The sequence below is a fragment of the Bradyrhizobium sp. SZCCT0153 genome (assembly GCF_018129995.1).
Lineage (GTDB): Bacteria > Pseudomonadota > Alphaproteobacteria > Rhizobiales > Xanthobacteraceae > Bradyrhizobium > Bradyrhizobium japonicum_G.
On the sequence record NZ_JAFCKS010000011.1, the window covers coordinates 73,350 to 90,534 of the forward strand.

Consider the following 17,185-nt stretch of genomic DNA (forward strand, 5'->3'; position numbering starts at 1 on the left):
CTTTCCATCAGAATAGCCCTTCCGGGGCAAATATTGGAGACCGGCGTGGCCGTCATCGTACCATTCGAAACTCCCGGCGCGTCGATCGAAGAGCTGGTTGCCCTTGTCGCTGGTGACATGGAGCGCGTCAACGCCACGATCCTGTCGCGGACCGGTTCGGACGTGACCATGATCCCCGAGGTTGCCAACCATCTGATCTCCTCCGGCGGCAAGCGCCTGCGCCCCATGCTGACGCTCGCCATGGCCAACCTCGCCGGCTACACCGGCGACGGCCACATCAAGTTGGCAGCCTCCGTCGAATTCATGCATACCGCGACCCTGCTCCACGACGACGTCGTCGACGAGAGCGAGATGCGCCGCGGCAAGCTCTCGGCGCGCATGCTCTGGGGCAACGAGGCGAGCGTGCTGGTCGGCGACTTCCTGCTCGGCCAGGCTTTCCGCATGATGGTGGAGGTCGGCTCGCTCCGCGCGCTCGACATTCTGTCCGCGGCGGCTGCGACCATCGCCGAGGGCGAGGTGATGCAGCTCGCCGCCGCCAAGAACACCGCGACCACCGAGGACGAATATCTCGCCGTGATCCGCGGCAAGACCGCCGAGCTGTTCGCGGCCGCCTGCGAGGTCGGCCCTGTCATCGCCAACCGCCCGAAGGCGGAGCAGACGGCCTGCCGCTCGGTCGGCATGAACCTCGGCATCGCCTTCCAGCTCGTCGACGACGTGCTCGATTACGGCGGCAAGAGCGCAAAACTCGGCAAGAACACCGGCGACGATTTCCGCGAAGGCAAGATCACGCTGCCGGTCGTGCTCGCCTTCCGCCGCGGCAACGACACCGAGCGCGCATTCTGGATCCGTGCGCTCGAGCGCGGCGAGATCGGCGACACCGATCTCGATCACGCCATCGGCCTGATGAACAAGCATCGCGCGCTCGAGGACACAATCAGCCGTGCCCACCACTACGGCGCCATGGCGGTCGACGCGCTCGCCCTGTTTCCGTCGTCGCCGATGAAGAGCGCGCTGGAGCAGGTCGTGGCGTTCTGCCTGGCGCGGTCGCACTAGGCGGCGGCTTAGCGCTCCGCTATCAGCCCCGTCATCCTGGGGCGCGAGGCATGGACGCAACGCGTCCCATGGGGAGCCTCGAAGGGGAAACGGCCGAGAGCAGCCGGGCCTCCGCCCTTCGAGGCTCGCCGAAGAGGCGAGCACCTCAGGGTGACGGTTATAGATGGGCGGCGCTGCTCCCACCTCGTCATTGCAAACGCAGCGGAGCAATCCGGTCTGTCCCTGCGGCAAGACTCTGAATTGCTTCGCTTCGCGGCGCTCGCAATGCCGGAGCATGGAGCGCAGGTACGGTTCGCCCGACTCGCATCTCAAATCACAGAGGCAGTTTCGCAAGTCCCGCTCCTCGTCCTCCCCTGCGACGAAGCTGCTTTCCTAGTTACTTGCATTTTGCAAGTCACTACCCTACCTTCTTGCCATGCAGCCCAGATCGCCCTCCGTCCTGGAATGCCCGGTCGGCCGCGCCGTGGAGACGGTCGGCGAATGGTGGAGCATTCTGATCCTGCGGGATGCGTTCCAGGGCGCAACGAAGTTCGACGAGTTTTCGCAAAGCCTCGGCATCGCGCCGAACATCCTGTCGCGGCGCCTTGCCCATCTCACGAAGAGCGGCATGTTCGTTCGCCGCCGCTATCATGAGCGGCCACCGCGTTACGAATATGTGCTGACGGACAAGGCGCGGGATTTCTTTCCCGTGATCGTCGCGCTGCTGGCCTGGGGCAACAAGCATCTCGCGCCGAAGGGCGAAGCCATTCTGCTGGCGAACCGCGACGATATTCGTCCGTTCGATCCGGTCATGGTCGACGCCGCCGACATGCGCCCGATCACGCTCGCCAACGCGGTCGTGATCGCAGGTCCCGGAGCGAGCCGCTTGATGCGCCGCCGCCTCACTTCGCTCAAGGCCATGAACCCGGCCCTTGCGCCGGCTGGAGACTGACATGCGTCGTATCGTCGTGACGGGAATGGGCGCGGTGTCGCCGCTCGGCTGCGGTGTCGAACTGTCCTGGCGCCGGCTGCTCGGCGGCCGGAGTGGGCTTCGGCCGCTGCCGGAATGGTCGCAAGTGCTGCCCGCGCGCATTGCCGGGCTCGTGCCTGGAAAGGCCGAGGACGCAGATGGCGGCTTCGATCCCGCGCAGGCCGCCCCGCCAAAGGACCAGCGCAAGATGGACCGCTTCATCCTGTTCGCGCTGCTCGCAACGGCAGAAGCGGTCGCACAAGCCGGATGGACGCCGCAAGACGCGGCCGCGCTGGAGCGAACCGCGACGATTATCGGCTCCGGCGTCGGCGGTTTTCCGGCGATGGCAGAGGCGGTGCGCATCACCGAGCATCGCGGACCGCGCCGGCTGTCGCCGTTCACCATCCCCTCGTTCCTCGCCAATCTCGCCGCAGGCCACGTCTCCATCAAATACGGCTACAAGGGAGCGCTGGGCACGCCGGTCACGGCCTGCGCCGCCGGTGTCCAGGCAATCGGCGATGCCACGCGGATGATCCGCGCCGGCGAAGCCGACATCGCGATCTGCGGCGGCGCGGAGGCCTGCATCGACATCGTCAGCCTCGGCGGCTTTGCCGCGGCCCGCGCGCTGTCGAGCGGATTCAACGACGAGCCGGCACGCGCCTCGCGCCCGTTCGATCGCGACCGCGACGGTTTTGTGATGGGCGAAGGCGCCGGCATCCTGGTGATCGAGGAGCTGGAGCATGCCTTGTCGCGTGGCGCGACGCCGATCGCGGAGATCGTCGGATACGGCACGACGGCGGACGCCTATCACATGACGTCGGGCCCACCGGACGGCGACGGCGCCCGCCGCGCCATGGAGATCGCGCTCCGGCAGGCTCGGCTGGAGCCCGGCGACTTGCAGCACCTCAACGCACATGCGACCTCGACGCCCGCCGGCGACGAGAGCGAGCTCGGCGCGATTGCCACGCTGTTCGGCCGCAATCGAAACATTGCGGTGAGCGCGACCAAATCGGCCACCGGCCACCTGCTCGGCGCCGCCGGAGGGCTGGAGGCGATCTTTACCGTCCTCGCCCTGCGCGACCAGATCGCGCCGCCGACCCTCAATCTGGAAAATCCCGATCCGGGTGCGGACGGCATCGACATCGTCTCGGGCGCGGCGCGGCCGATGCCGATGCAGCACGCCATCTCCAACGGCTTTGGCTTCGGCGGGGTGAATGCCAGCGTGATCTTCCGCCGGATGGGCTAAACGCGAAGGCTTGCAATCGCGCCGGGCATCGCTACCAAAGCAGGATGACCGAAACCAGTTTCTGGCTGTTCCTGGCCGCCGCTTGTCTCATTGCCGCCGTTCCCGGCCCCGGCATCTTCTACGTCGCGGCGCGGACCTTGTCGGAAGGGCGCACCAGCGGCTTTGCCTCGACCGCGGGCACGGCGCTGGGCGGGCTGGTTCATGTGGTGGCGGGCAGCCTCGGCATCTCCGCCATCATTCTCGCGAGTGCCGAGCTGTTTGCCGCGGTGAAACTCGTCGGCGCGCTCTATCTGGTCTGGCTTGGCATCAAGACCTTCCGCAGCGCCGGCCGCACGCCTGCGCTGGGGAGTGAGCCCGTCGGCGACAGGCGCGTATTCCGCGACGGCGTGCTGGTCGAGTCGCTGAACCCGAAGACCGCCGCCTTCTTCCTCGCCTTCATTCCGCAGTTCCTCGATCCCTCGGGACCGAACCCCACTCTGCAGTTCATCGCGCTCGGTGCGATCTCGGTGATGCTGAACACGCTCGCCCACGTCGTCGTGGTGCTGATGGCGTCCGCCACACGGATGCAGCTGATTGCAAGGCCGCATCTGATGCGGCGCCTCACGCAAGGCTCCGGGGTGTTCATCGCGAGCCTCGGCCTCTCTCTTGCGCTGGTGCGGCGGCCGGTCAATGGATAACGCCCCGCAAAGCCGCTTCTATGAGTCACACGGCCTGCGGCTGCACTATGCCGACTGGGGCAACGAGGGCGCGCCCGTCGCAGTCCTGGTCCATGGCGGCCGCGATCATTGCCGAAGCTGGGACCTCATCGCGCGCTCGCTGCAGCCGCACTTTCACGTGCTCGCGCCCGACCTGCGTGGTCACGGCGATTCCGACTGGACCAAAGGCGGCAGCTACGCGCTGACCGAGTATGTCTACGATCTCGCGCAGCTCGTCCGGACCATCGCAGCGCCGCAAGTGACGCTGATCGGCCATTCGATGGGCGGCATGGTGAGCCTGATTTTTTCGGGAGCATTCCCCGAGCTGGTCTCCAAGCTGGTCGTCCTCGATGGTGTGACCATGCTGCCGGATACGCCAAAGCCGCCGGCGCATGAGCGCATTGCCAAATGGATCGGGCAGCTCGACAAGCTGCACGACCGCGCGCCGCGCCGCTATTCGACCCTCGCGGACGCGGCCGCGCAGATGGTGCTTCACAACAAGCGGCTGTCCCGCGACCTTGCGCTGCATCTTGCAACCCACGGCGCGCGGCGGAACGAGGACGGCACCTATAGCTGGAAGTTCGATCCCTACCAGCGCGCCAGTGCGCCGCACCGGCTCTGGCCGGACGACCACGTCGCGCTGTGGTCGCGCATCACATGCCCGACCCTGCTGCTGAATGCCGGCGAAAGCTTTCTCGCGGGCGCCAGGGCCGCTGGCCTGGAGCGCTATTTCCCGCAGGCGCGCGTCGAGACCATCGCCGGAGCCGGACACTGGCTGCAGCACGACAAGCCGCAAGAGGTGCTGGGGGAGATCCGCCGCTTTCTCGAGCTCGGCGAGGACGGCGGCTAGCTCAACGTTCCCGCATGCACCCACCAGCCGGGGTGATCGCGCCGGATCTTTTCGGCGGCGGCATGGGCATCGGTGGACGCGCCATAGATCGCAAAGCAGGTCGCACCCGAGCCCGACATGCGCGCGAGCTTGACGCCTGCGGAAGCGCGCAAGGCCTCCAGCACGCCGCCGATGACAGGCTCGATGCGGAGCGCAGGAGCTTCGAGATCGTTGGCGACGGTCTCGAGAATGTCGACCCAATCGGCAATGGAGGCGCCCTCGTCCGGCCAGGCCGGGGAGTTCAGGACTGACGTGGCGCCAACCAGGAGTTCGCCGTTGCGCAGGCCCAGCGCCTGGAACACGTCCTTGGTCGCGACCGGCACGCGCGGATTGACCATGACGCAGGGCATGGACGGCAATGCGAGCGGCAGCAGCTGCTCGCCGACGCCGGTCATGTCGCAGGCGCGCGAGACGAGGCAGACCGGCACGTCGGCGCCGGTCCCAAGTGCGACCTTCTGCAAGCGCGGATCGCCGAGCGACAGATCGTTGAGACGCGCCAGCAGCCGCAGCGCCGCCGCGGCGTCCGCCGAACCGCCGCCGATGCCGGCCGCCACCGGGAGCACCTTGTCGAGCGCGAAGGCGCCCAGCTTCAGGCCCGGCACGGCTTCGGCCAGAAGCTTGGCGGCCTTGAACACGAGATTGTCGGAGGCATCGCCGCAAGCGGCCGCAAGCGGCCCCGTGGTGGTGAGCTTGAGCTCGCCACCCGGCTCCAGCGTCAGCCGGTCGGCGCAATCGGCGAATGCAACCACGCTTTCGAGATCATGATAGCCGTCGGCACGCCGGCCGACGACGCGAAGGCTCAGATTGACCTTCGCGCGCCCCTCTTCAATCAACGCCGGCATCGGCGACGAACCCCCAAACGCACTCAGAATTTAGCCGCCCTTGCCGTCGTCTTTCTTCTTGTCCGCCTGCGCGGCCGAAGAGTTCGAATCGTCGGTCATGCCGTTGGCGATCTTGGCCTCGATCTTCGGCAATTCTTCCGGCTCGGGCTTGAGATCGCGCGCATGCGCCCACTGGAATTTGGCCTCCAGCGTACGGCCGACACGCCAATAGGCGTCGCCGAGGTGATCGTTGATGGTGGGATCCTCGGGCTTGAGGTCGATGGCACGCTCGAGATTCTTCACCGCCTCCTCGTAGTTGCCGATACGGTAATAAGCCCAGCCGAGCGAGTCGACGATGTAGCCGTCGTCAGGACGCTGCTCGACGGCACGCTTGATCATCTTCATGCCGTCGTCGAGGTTCACGCCCTGGTCGATCCAGGAATAGCCGAGATAATTGAGGACGTGCGGCTGGTCGGGCTGCAGCTCGAGCGCCTTCTTCATGTCGGCTTCGGCCTTGCCCCATTCCTTGGAGCGCTCCTCGCAGATGCCGCGATAATAATACCAGACGCTGTTGGCCTTGTCGGCCCCGGCCGGCAGCACGTCGATGCCACGCGAGTAGGTCGCGCCGCAGTCGCCGAACTTCTTGCGGCCGCGCTCGATGTTGCCGAGCGCCATGATGGCTTCGAGGTCCTTTGCGTCCTCCGTGGTGACGCTTTTGAGAATCTTGATCGCCTCCTCGGTGCGGTCGGCGGCATCCAGATCGATGGCGAGCTGGATCTGGGCGTTGCGCTTCAACGGTGAGGTCGCCGGCACCCTCTCATAGACCTTGATCGCCATCTGCGGCCGCTTCACCGATTCATAGAGATCGGCAAGCGAGAGCAGCGCCAGCGGATGGGTGGGCTGGAGGTAAAGCGAGAGTTGCAGATAGACCAGCGCCAGATCCTCGCCGCCGCGGCGGGTCAGCGTAGCGCCGATGCCGTAGAGCGCTTCCGCGGCGCCCGCCTGCGCGGAATCGACCAGCGGCGGCATCTTCTTGCCGGCCTTGGTGTCGCGCAGGCCTTCCACGATCAGCGGATGGCGGGCGAGCTTCTTGTCGAAGGCCTGGTAGACGGCGGTCGCGGCAGCGGAATCCTTGTTGCGCGAGAGCCAGCGGGCATAGGCCTCGGTGACGCGCAGCATGGAATCGTCGAGCTTGTATGCCCGCTCGAAGCGGGTGCCGGCGTCCTTCTCCTTGCCGGAAAGCTCGAGGATCATGCCGGCGTGGAGATCCTTGAACAGCGGATACCATTCCGGACCGGCCAGCTTGTCGATGGTGGCGACACCGCCCTTGGCATCGCCGGCGCCATAGGCGGCCCAGCCCGACAGCAGCGTGGCGACGAGATCGGTAATCGGGCCGCGGATCGACTGGTTGATGTTGGTCTGCGCGGCCGCGTACTTCTTGAGCTTGAGATCGTGCACACCGACGACCAGACGCGCGACGCGGTTGGTCTTGTCGATGGTGAGGATGCGCTCGGCGAGCTTGACGGCTTCGTCGATGTCACCGTCCGCGACCGACGAGATGAAGGCGCGATCAAGCAGCTCGTTGTTCTTCGGATCGGTGCGCAGAGCGGAGCGGTAGAACGCGGCGGCCGAGGCCGCGTCGCGCTCGACGCTGGCGTGGCGGGCGGCGAGATAACTGCCGGAGGTCGTCAGCGACTTCAGATCGTTCCGGGTCGGAAACTGCGCCGCCGTGTCGGACGGATGATCCGGCGTCTGCGCCAGGACCGCGCCGGGGACCGTCGCGATCGCTGTGCCCATGAGGGCGATGGCGGCAACAGTCCAGCGGTTGAAACGATTTGAAAGCATCAGGGCTCGCCTTGAGTTGGTGGTGCCTGGGTCTGCAGCAGAAGGCCGTCTCGCATGCGAACGCGGCCGGCGACATCGGGACCGGAACCGTCAGGGCCGGACAATGCCGCTTTTGGCGCTTCACCGCAAGGATTCGGACCGGGCGTTCCCCGCCGCACGCCCCAAATCGGCCAAGTGACCGGTCAAGTGCGCCCCAAGACGCTGCTAGTATGGCCTTATCGTGGCCACGGGCCGCACCCCCGGCCCGGTTCTCACGCGAAAGTGCGTCACAATTCCTGGGTCACGCAATCTTGGTCACATTGGGTCTGGCTCGATCGGGCCTGCCTGATCGCGTTGGCCCGATTGCCCGGGCTTACATCGCCTCGTAATTCGGGCCGCCACCGCCCTCCGGGGGAACCCAGGTGATGTTGCCGTTGGGGTCCTTCACGTCGCAGGTTTTGCAGTGGACGCAATTCTGGGCGTTGATCTGGTAGCGCGGGCTCGCCCCCTCCTCGACCCACTCATAGACGCCGGCCGGACAATAGCGATTCGAGGGACCGGCGAACACGTCGTGCTCGGAGGTCTTCTGGAGGTTCATGTCCGTGACCTTGAGATGGACCGGCTGGTCTTCCTCATGATTGGTGTTGGACAGGAACACGGACGAGAGCTTGTCGAAGGAGATCTTGCCGTCGGGCTTCGGATAGGTCCTGGGCGCGTGGCTTTTGGCCGGATCGAGCGTGGCGCGATCGGGCTTCGCATGCGACTGGGTGCCGAACAGCGAAGCGCCGAACAGCGTGTTGCACCACATGTCGAAGCCGCCGAGCGCGACGCCGAGCACGGTGCCGAACTTCGACCACAGCGGCTTGACGTTGCGGACCAGGAACAGATCCTTGCCGACGGAGGACGAGCGCCACGCGTTCTCGTATTCGACGATCTCGTCATTGGCGCGGTCGGCGGCGAGCGCCGCCGCGACATGCTCGGCGGCGAGCATGCCGGTGCCCATCGCATTGTGCACGCCCTTGATGCGGGGCACGTTGACGAAGCCGGCCGCGCAGCCGATCAGCGCACCGCCGGGGAAGCTGAGCTTCGGCACCGACTGATAGCCGCCCTCGGTGATGGCGCGCGCGCCATAGGCGAGCCGCTTGGCGCCCTCGAAGGTGCCGCGGATCGAAGGGTGCGTCTTGAAGCGCTGGAACTCGTCGAACGGCGACAGATAAGGATCGTCGTAGTTCAGATGCACGACGAAGCCGACGGCGACGAGATTGTCGTCATAGTGATAGAGGAACGAGCCGCCGCCGGTCTTCAGGTCAAGCGGCCAGCCGAAGGAATGCTGGATCATACCCTTCTGGTGCTTGGCGGGATCGATCTGCCAGACTTCCTTCAGGCCGATGCCGAACTTCGCCGGCTCGCTGTTGGAATCCAGCGCGAACTTGGCGATGAGCTGCTTGGTCAGGCTGCCGCGTGCGCCCTCCGCAAACAGCGTGTACTTGCCGAGCAATTCCATGCCACGGGTGAAAGAGTCCTTCGGCTTGCCGTCCCGGCCGATACCCATGTCGCCGGTGGCGATGCCCTTGACCTTGCCCTCCTCGTCATAGAGCACCTCGGCCGCGGCAAAGCCCGGATAGATCTCGACGCCGAGCGCTTCCGCCTTTCGTCCCAGCCAGCGGCAGACATTGCCGAGCGATCCGATATAGCAGTGATGGTTGTGCATCAGCGGCGGCATCATGAATTCCGGCAGCTTGATCGCGCCGCCCGCGGTCATCCAGTAGAAGCGATCCTCCTTGACCTGCGTCTTCAGCGGGCAGTCGGAATCCTTGCGCCAGTCCGGAACGAGCTTGTCGAGACCGGCCGGATCGATCACGGCGCCGGAGAGAATATGCGCGCCGACCTCGGAGCCCTTCTCCACCACGACGACGTTGAGATCGGCATTGAGCTGCTTCAGCCGGATCGCGGCCGACAGGCCCGACGGGCCGGCGCCGACGATGACGACGTCGAATTCCATGGATTCGCGCGGGGGAAGTTCTTCGGTGCTCATCTGATCTCAGCCCTTGAGACGGTCCTTGGTCGATTGCGCCCTCTTGTTTCCGATTTTTCCGGGTAGGACAACCTCGGAAATGCATTTCACTGGGATGCAAGGCGGCCCAAGGTGATATAAAAGTCGGACTTTCCCATGATCCCAGAACCCGCCCCCACTGTCCGCGAGCTTCTTGCCTTCTATCTGGAGGCCGGCGTCGATTGCGCGCTCACGGAGGAACCGCTCGACCGCCTGGCGGAATTGGATACCCCGCCTCCGGCTCAGCGCGCGGCACCGCCGGCCGAGGCACCGCGGCCGGTTGCGGCTCCGGCGGTGATGCGCGGCGAGGCCGCACCTGCGCCCGACGTCGCCATTGCGTCCGCACGCGAGGCTGCGCGCACGGCGCCGACGCTGGAGGCGCTGCGCGAGCTGATGCAAGGTTTTGAGGGCTGCGCGCTGAAGCACACCGCGACGCGGCTGGTATTCGCCGACGGCAATCCGCAGGCGCGCATCATGTTCGTCGGCGAAGCGCCGGGGCGCGACGAGGACATCGAGGGGCTTCCCTTCGTCGGACGCAGCGGCAAGCTGCTCGATTTGATGATAGGAGCCATAGGCCTCAACCGCACCACCGCCTATATCGCCAACGTCATTCCGTGGCGGCCGCCGGGCAACCGCACGCCGACACCGCAGGAAACGCAAATCTGCCTGCCCTTCATCCAGCGCCAGATCGAGCTGGTGAATCCCGACGTGCTGGTGACGCTCGGCAATCCCTCGACGCAGACGCTGCTCGGAACGCGCGAAGGCATCATGCGCACCCGCGGACGCTGGTTCGACTACGAGACGGGCGGGCGCACCATTCGCGCACTGCCGACGTTCCATCCCGCCTACCTGTTGCGCTCGCCTTCGTACAAGCGGCTGGCCTGGCAGGATCTGCGCGCGGTCGCGAAGGTGATGGCGGGCGCGTGAGGGGCAGTATGCCCTGTCCCCGTCATTGCGGGCGAGAGAGCACGCGAGCGGCTCAGGTCCCCTTCGGCCGCACGATGGCCCAGCCGATGCGCAGGAGCTGCTGGCGTCCGGTCACCAGCCATTCGAAGGCGCGGGGGACTTCCGGGACGATGCCGGGAAAGCGCGCGAGGATTTCGGGCGGCGGAGTACCGGCCGTGTCGGAGGCACGCCAGACCACGACGCCGCCGGTCTCGCTGAATTTGGCCTGATTCATCCACGGCGTGCGCGCGGGCTGGGCATCGATGAAGAGATGCGGTCGGCCGGAATGCAGCGCGATCAGGCTCGCAAGCTGGGTCTCGCCGGCGACCGCGCGCAGGCGATGGTTGGTGCGGCGGGCAAAGCTCTCGTCGAAGAAATCCGAGATCGCGCGCGCCGGCATCGAGGTCGCGATCTCATTGGCGCCCGTCCAGGGCAGAAACAGCACGGCAAGCACGACGCCGATGGCGGGCGCGACGACGGCGGCGGCCCACACCATCCGCAGCATGCGCGCGCGGCGCATCGCGATGAGATCGCCGGCCATTACGACCACGGCAAGTCCCGACATCACGAGCACGACGCCGGCGCCGCCAACGACGGATTCGAGACCGAGCAGGCCGGAGATCAGGACCGCACCGAGCGCCGGCGCCAGAGCGAAGAAATAGACGAAGTTGCGCGCGAGCGGCTCGACCGGTGGGCGGTAGATGATCGGCGCCTCCTCACTCTTCGGAACGAACAGCCCGGTGTTGAGGAAAGTCAGCGCCGGGATCGCCGCGGCGCCGAGCGCGAGCCCGCCGAGCAGCCAGGCCGCGTGCAGCGCGCGGGCGTTCAGCTCGGCAATCTCGGGCAAGCTCGGCATCACGAGCGTCTCGGCGCGCATCAGCCAGACCGCATAGGGCAGCGCCAGCACGGTGACGACGATCAGCGCGAACAGCGGATCGAGCGCGCGCAGGGTCCGCCGGCCGCCGGCGGTCGAGAGCGCGAAGACGGCGACCAGCAGCAGGAGGAAGATCGCGGCCGGCGTCGTCAGCAGCAACAGGCCCGCCTCGATCGACCAGGCGAACCACGCGTTGCCGCGGCGCTGGCCGATGATCTGCCAGGAATGCAGCAGCAGCAGCGCCCAGAGCGGCCGCGCCAGCACCAGGGGGCCGAAGTCGAGCGCGGGCGAGGAGAAGGCCAGCACCGTCATGGTCAGCAGCACGGCGAGCACCGCCTGCTGCGAACCGACCACGGCGCGGGAGAGATGATAGAGCGTGACGAAGGTCGCGATCTCGCAGAGCTCGGCCAGGACATAGACGCCGAACATATGGCCACCGGCGGCGCGATAGGCGATGTCGGCGAGCCAGACCGGCAAGGGCGGGCCCAGATCAGTACCGACCTGGTATTCCCGGCCGAACGCCAGCAGCGTCGCAAGGGTGCCGGGCGGGCTGCGGTAGAACACCAGCGCCACGAACAGCCACATCGCGGCCTGGAGCAGCACGGCGATCCACACGATCAGCCGCGGCCGGGCGCGAATGAGCTCGATGACCAGGGAGGTAAACCGCATGCATTGCCTGAAAGATGCAGCCAACCCGTCCAGCCGGCTCTATTCGCTCATGTCTGTTTTGATAAAGGGCGCTGCGCGTCGTGGCAACCGCGTCTCGTCTAGAGATTCGCCGGCAGGTCGGCTTCCACGCTCGTCTCCACCTGCACCTCGACTTCGGTGACGGTGAACAGGTCCTGCACGGGCTCGACCGTCCAGGGCATATGCTTGGCACGCGCCGCCGCGACCGGGGCAAAGAAGCTGCGGTGGTGGACGGTGGGACCGAGGCGGTCGAGCGCGTCCAGGTGCTCGGGAACGGCGTAGCCCTTGTGCTGCTCGAAACCGTAGCCGGGGCAGTCCTGCGCCAGGGCGCACATCAGGCGGTCCCGCGTCACCTTGGCGATAATCGAGGCCGCTGCGATCGACAGCACGATGCCGTCGCCGCCGATCACGGCCTCACAGTCGCAGGAGGTGTCGAGCCGGTCGCGGCCGTCGACGAAGACGTGACGAGGCGGTTCGGGCAGCGCTCCCACGGCACGCTTCAGAGCCCACAGCGAGGCGCGCAGAATGTTGTCGCGATCGATCCGCGAGCGCGAGGCGACGGCGACCGAGACCTGCGCGGTGGCGCAGATCTTGTCGAACAGCCTTTCGCGCTGCTCCGCCGTCAGCCGCTTGGAATCGTCGATGCCGCGCGGGATGCGGTCGGGGTCGAGAATTACCGCGGCCGCCACCACGGGACCGGCGAGCGGCCCGCGGCCGGCCTCGTCGCAGCCGGCGACCGGCCAGACGCCGCGCTTGATCAGCGCCCGCTCGCGGCGGAAGCTTGGCGCGGCCTTCTTGACTGGCTTGTTGGCGGACTTGTCCCGAATCATGGCCGGGATCGTGCGCAAGCGACATGGCCTGCGCAACCGGGAACCTCGGACAATTCCCGTTATTCAGATCAGCCGCCCTACTCGGCCAGATGCACCCGCCGGTCCTCGCCGACCTCGATGCCGGGCGCGACCACGACCTCCCAGGGATGGCCGTCGGGATCGGCAAAATAGCCGGAATAGCCGCCATAGTCGGTCTCATGTGCGGCCTTCAGCAGCACCGCTCCCTTGTCGACGGCGAAGGCCAGCACGCTGTCCACCTCGTCGCGCGCGCGACAGTTCCAGGCGAGCGTGATGCCTCGGAAGGTCGATGGCCTCGGCTGGTCCGGCAATTCGGCATCGGCCGCGAGCTCGCACCACGGAAACAGCGCGAGCACGGGGCCACCGGTATCGTAGAACGCAACGGCATCGCCAGTTGCCTTCAGTCGGCGCGAGAAGCCGAGCGCATCGTAAAAGGAGATGCTGGCGCGGATGTCGCCGACGCCGAGCGTGATGACGGTGAGCCGCGGCACCGGGGCCGGAAGTTTTTGACTCACGCTGAGCCTCCGTCCACTTCCCGCTCAGAACAGGCTGAGCTGATCGCCGTTCCGCTGCGGCTTGGCAAAATGGTCCGTCGTCAGCCTAGAGCGCCGCTTGTTGAGACCTAGCCTGTCGCAGGCGATCTCGAAGCGGCGGCCGATGGTCCAGGCCATCGGTCCGGTGCCCTTCATCCGCTCGCCCCATTTCGCATCGTAGTCGCGGCCGCCGCGCATATCGCGGATCAGGGTGAAGACGTGGCGGTAGCGGTCCGGATAGTTGGCCATCAGCCATTCGCGGAAGAGGTCGCGCACCTCCAGCGGCAGCCGCAGCAGCACGTAGGAAGCTTCCTTGACGCCGGCATGGGCGGCGGCATCCAGGATGCGCTCGATCTCGGAGTCGTTCAGCGCGGGGATCACGGGCGCGACCATCACCGTTGTCGGGATGCCGGCCTCGGAGAGTTGCTTCAGCGCCTCCAGCCGCTTCGGCGGCGTCGACGCCCGCGGCTCCATGGTGCGCGCCAGCTTCGGATCGAGCGAGGTGACGGAGATCCCGACCTTGGCGAGGTTGCGCCTGGCCATGCGCGCGAGAATATCGATGTCGCGCACGACCAGCGCCGACTTGGTGACGATGCCGACGGGATGGCCGGCGCGCTCCAGCACCTCGAGAATGCTGCGCATGATTTTGCGCTCGCGCTCGATCGGCTGATAGGGATCGGTGTTGGTGCCGATCGCGATCATCCGCGGCTCGTAGCCGGGCGCCGCAAGCTCCTTCTCGAGCAGCGAAGGCGCCTCGGGCTTCACGAACAGCTTCGACTCGAAGTCGAGCCCCGGGGACAGGCCGAGATAGGCATGGGTCGGCCGCGCGAAGCAATAGACGCAGCCGTGCTCGCAGCCGCGATAGGGATTGATCGAGCGGTCGAAGCCGATGTCGGGGGATTCGTTGCGGGTGATCACCTTGCGCGAGGTGTCGACGCCGACAATGGTCTTGAACGGCGGCAGCTCTTCCAGGCTCTGCCAGCCGTCGTCGAAGGCGACGCGGGCCTCGGCCTCATAGCGGCCGCTGGCGTTGGACTGCGCGCCCCGCCCTCGCCTGCGCTGCTTGTCGATGGCAACAGCGAGCTCGGGAAAATCGGAAAGCGCACCCGCCGGCTCGGAGGGCGCCGTGACCGGCGGGTGCTTGAGAGCATGAGAGGATGCTGGACTCATGAAGCCAAGATAGCACGCCGAAGGAACAAATCAAGAACGTAAACAAAAAACTGCAAAACAACCCCATGCACAGTAGCCGCCTAAATTTGCGGCGGGCGTCCTTGACCTCACGCAACACGCCCGTCGTGTCGATTTCGTTTGATGCAGGCCAGGGATCAATCGCCGCAGATCAATGTTGGTGACAATCGCTGGGTGAAGGTCGGCAAGAACATGACAAATCAACGACAATCGGCCGCGGCGAGCGGCGACCTCGATCTGCTCGATCGCTACTGGCGCGCCGCGAACTACCTCTCCGTCGGGCAAATCTACCTGCTCGACAACCCGCTGCTGCGCGAGCCCTTGCGGCCCGAGCACATCAAGCCGCGTTTGCTCGGCCATTGGGGCACGACGCCCGGCCTGAACTTCATCTACGTCCATCTCAACCGCGCCATCCGCGCGCTGGACCTGAGCGTGCTCTATGTCTGTGGCCCCGGCCATGGCGGGCCGGGCATGGTCGCCAACACCTATCTCGAGGGCAGCTACAGCGAGATCTATCCTGATATCGCGCGCGATACGGACGGGTTGCGCAAGCTGTTCCGGCAGTTCTCCTTCCCCGGCGGCATTCCGAGCCACGTAGCGCCGGAAACGCCGGGGTCGATCCACGAAGGCGGCGAGCTTGGCTACGCGCTGGTGCACGCCTATGGCGCGGCATTCGACAATCCCGACCTGATCGTCGCCTGTGTCGTCGGTGACGGCGAGGCCGAGACCGGCCCGCTCGCGGCCTCCTGGCACTCCAACAAATTCCTCAATCCCGTCCATGACGGCGCGGTGCTGCCGATCCTGCATCTCAACGGCTACAAGATCGCCAACCCGACTGTGCTCGGGCGGATGCGCGACGAAGAAATCCGCGACCTGTTCCGCGGGCTCGGCCACGAGCCGCTATTCGTCGAGGGCGACGATCCCAGGCTGATGCACCAGGCCATGGCCGATGCGCTCGATGTCGCGTTCGCCAGCATCCGCTCGATCCAGCAGCACGCCCGCGACGGCCGCAACAGCGTCGAGCGGCCGCGCTGGCCGATGATCGTGCTGCGCAGCCCGAAGGGCTGGACGGGCCCGAAAGAGGTCGACGGCAAGAAGGTCGAAGGCTTCTGGCGTGCGCATCAGGTGCCGGTCGCAGGCTGCCGCGAGAATCCGGCGCATCTGAAGATCCTCGAAGACTGGATGCGCAGCTACGAGCCGGAAAAGCTGTTCGATGCCGGCGGCGCACTCATCCCCGAGCTCCAGGCACTGGCGCCCGAAGGCATCCGCCGCATGGGCGCCAACCCGCACGCCAATGGCGGCCTCCTGAAGAAGGAGCTGAAGCTGCCGGATTTTCGCAGCTTTGCGGTCGAGGTACCGCAGCCCGGCGCCGTTACCGGCGAAGCAACCCGCGAACTCGGCAAATTCCTGCGTGACGTCATCCGCCTCAACGCCGAGGCGCGTAACTTCCGTATCATGGGCCCGGACGAGACCGCGTCAAACCGGCTGGACGCGCTGTTCGAGGCGACCGAACGCGTCTGGATGGAGCCGATCGAATCCTACGACGTGCATCTCGCGCAGGACGGACGCGTGATGGAAGTCCTGAGCGAGCATCTCTGCCAGGGTTGGCTGGAAGGCTATCTGCTCACGGGCCGGCACGGCTTCTTCTCCTGCTACGAGGCCTTCATCCACATCGTGGATTCCATGTTCAACCAGCACGCCAAATGGCTGAAGGTGACGCGGCATCTGCCGTGGCGGCGCCCGATCGCCTCGCTCAACTATCTGCTGACCTCGCATGTCTGGCGACAGGACCACAACGGCTTCAGCCATCAGGATCCCGGCTTCGTCGACTTCGTCGCCAACAAGAAGGCCGATATCGTCCGCATCTATTTTCCGCCGGATGCCAATACGCTGCTCTGGATCGCCGATCACTGCCTGCGCACCTATGACCGCGTCAACGTGATCGTCGCCGGTAAGCAGCCCGCGCCGCAATGGCTCTCGATGGAAGCAGCGGCCCCCCATTGCGATGCCGGCATCGGCATCTGGACCTGGGCCGGCACGGAGGACGCGAGCAGCGAGCCCGATTTGGTGATGGCCTGCGCCGGCGACGTGCCGACGCTGGAGACGCTCGCCGCCGTCGACCTTCTGCGCAAGACGCTGCCCGATTTGAAGATCCGGGTCGTCAACGTCGTCGACCTGATGACGCTTCAGCCCAAGGAGCAGCATCCTCATGGTCTTTCCGATCGCGACTTCGACAGCCTGTTCACGCGCGACAAACCGGTGGTGTTCGCCTATCACGGCTATCCTCACCTGATCCACCGGCTGACCTATAACCGCACCAACCATGCCGGCCTGCATGTCCGCGGCTTCATCGAAGAAGGCACCACGACCACGCCGTTCGACATGGTCGTGCTCAACGAGCTCGACCGCTATCACCTCGCGATCGAGGCGATCGAACGCGTGCCGGGCCTTGCGACCAGAGCCGCGCCTGTGAAGCAGCAGTTCCGCGACAAGCTGATCGAGCATTCGCGCTACATACGCGAGCATGGCGAGGACATGCCCGAGATCCGCGACTGGGCCTGGCCGGGCAAGACGGGCTGA

General features: G+C 66.2%; 14 protein-coding genes. 7 read left to right on the forward strand and 7 right to left on the reverse strand.

Annotation, left to right across the window (positions count from 1 at the left end; translation table 11 throughout):
• Positions 1 to 45 precede the first annotated feature (45 nt).
• The 5 genes from JQ572_RS31745 (at position 46) to JQ572_RS31765 (ending at position 4,793) form a co-directional block, all read left to right on the forward strand.
• On the forward strand, positions 46 to 1,053 hold the full coding sequence (locus tag JQ572_RS31745) for a polyprenyl synthetase family protein (RefSeq protein WP_211386775.1): 1,008 nt from the start codon (positions 46 to 48) through the stop codon (positions 1,051 to 1,053).
• Positions 1,054 to 1,468: 415 nt separating this feature from the next.
• Positions 1,469 to 1,984, forward strand: a complete 516-nt coding sequence (locus tag JQ572_RS31750; RefSeq protein WP_211386776.1) for a winged helix-turn-helix transcriptional regulator — start codon at positions 1,469 to 1,471, stop codon at positions 1,982 to 1,984.
• A 1-nt stretch (position 1,985) separates the two neighbouring features.
• The gene (gene fabF / locus JQ572_RS31755; protein WP_211386777.1) at positions 1,986 to 3,248 is read left to right on the forward strand and encodes a beta-ketoacyl-ACP synthase II; all 1,263 of its coding nucleotides are present in this window, start codon (positions 1,986 to 1,988) and stop codon (positions 3,246 to 3,248) included.
• A gap of 44 nt (positions 3,249 to 3,292) precedes the next feature.
• On the forward strand, positions 3,293 to 3,925 hold the full coding sequence (locus JQ572_RS31760; RefSeq protein ID WP_211386778.1) for a LysE family translocator: 633 nt from the start codon (positions 3,293 to 3,295) through the stop codon (positions 3,923 to 3,925).
• The gene (locus JQ572_RS31765) at positions 3,918 to 4,793 is read left to right on the forward strand and encodes an alpha/beta fold hydrolase (protein ID WP_211386779.1); all 876 of its coding nucleotides are present in this window, start codon (positions 3,918 to 3,920) and stop codon (positions 4,791 to 4,793) included. The genes JQ572_RS31760 and JQ572_RS31765 overlap by 8 nt, the downstream gene beginning before the upstream one ends.
• On the opposite strand, the gene JQ572_RS31770 is transcribed toward JQ572_RS31765, so the two are convergent.
• From JQ572_RS31770 to JQ572_RS31780, 3 genes are all read right to left on the reverse strand, one after another.
• Positions 4,790 to 5,674 (reverse strand): 4-(cytidine 5'-diphospho)-2-C-methyl-D-erythritol kinase, encoded by an 885-nt coding sequence (locus JQ572_RS31770; protein WP_211386780.1) that lies wholly within the window; start codon positions 5,672 to 5,674, stop codon positions 4,790 to 4,792. The two genes, JQ572_RS31765 and JQ572_RS31770, sit on opposite strands and share 4 nt — an antisense overlap.
• Positions 5,675 to 5,704: 30 nt before the next feature.
• Entirely contained in the window at positions 5,705 to 7,498 is a 1,794-nt protein-coding gene (locus JQ572_RS31775) for a tetratricopeptide repeat protein (RefSeq protein ID WP_211386781.1), read from the reverse strand.
• A 352-nt stretch (positions 7,499 to 7,850) separates the two neighbouring features.
• Positions 7,851 to 9,512 carry an electron transfer flavoprotein-ubiquinone oxidoreductase gene (locus JQ572_RS31780; RefSeq protein ID WP_211386782.1) on the reverse strand — a complete coding sequence of 554 codons (1,662 nt, stop codon included), beginning with the start codon at positions 9,510 to 9,512 and terminating at the stop codon, positions 7,851 to 7,853.
• A gap of 135 nt (positions 9,513 to 9,647) precedes the next feature.
• Between JQ572_RS31780 and JQ572_RS31785 the strand changes: the two genes are divergently transcribed.
• Positions 9,648 to 10,457, forward strand: a complete 810-nt coding sequence (locus JQ572_RS31785) for a uracil-DNA glycosylase (protein WP_211386783.1) — start codon at positions 9,648 to 9,650, stop codon at positions 10,455 to 10,457.
• A gap of 52 nt (positions 10,458 to 10,509) precedes the next feature.
• On the opposite strand, the gene JQ572_RS31790 is transcribed toward JQ572_RS31785, so the two are convergent.
• The 4 genes from JQ572_RS31790 to JQ572_RS31805 form a co-directional block, all read right to left on the reverse strand.
• Positions 10,510 to 12,018: a glycosyltransferase family 39 protein gene (locus tag JQ572_RS31790; protein WP_211386784.1), complete on the reverse strand. Its 1,509-nt coding sequence runs from the start codon at positions 12,016 to 12,018 to the stop codon at positions 10,510 to 10,512.
• A 98-nt stretch (positions 12,019 to 12,116) separates the two neighbouring features.
• Positions 12,117 to 12,866 (reverse strand): ribonuclease HII, encoded by a 750-nt coding sequence (locus JQ572_RS31795; RefSeq protein ID WP_211386785.1) that lies wholly within the window; start codon positions 12,864 to 12,866, stop codon positions 12,117 to 12,119.
• A 77-nt stretch (positions 12,867 to 12,943) separates the two neighbouring features.
• Complete coding sequence (locus tag JQ572_RS31800) at positions 12,944 to 13,399, reverse strand: VOC family protein (protein WP_211386786.1); 456 nt, start codon at positions 13,397 to 13,399, stop codon at positions 12,944 to 12,946.
• Between the two features lie 24 nt (positions 13,400 to 13,423).
• Positions 13,424 to 14,587, reverse strand: a complete 1,164-nt coding sequence (locus JQ572_RS31805) for a PA0069 family radical SAM protein (RefSeq protein WP_211386787.1) — start codon at positions 14,585 to 14,587, stop codon at positions 13,424 to 13,426.
• Between the two features lie 210 nt (positions 14,588 to 14,797).
• On the opposite strand from JQ572_RS31805, the gene JQ572_RS31810 reads away from it, so the two are divergent.
• Positions 14,798 to 17,185, forward strand: a complete 2,388-nt coding sequence (locus JQ572_RS31810; protein ID WP_211386833.1) for a phosphoketolase family protein — start codon at positions 14,798 to 14,800, stop codon at positions 17,183 to 17,185.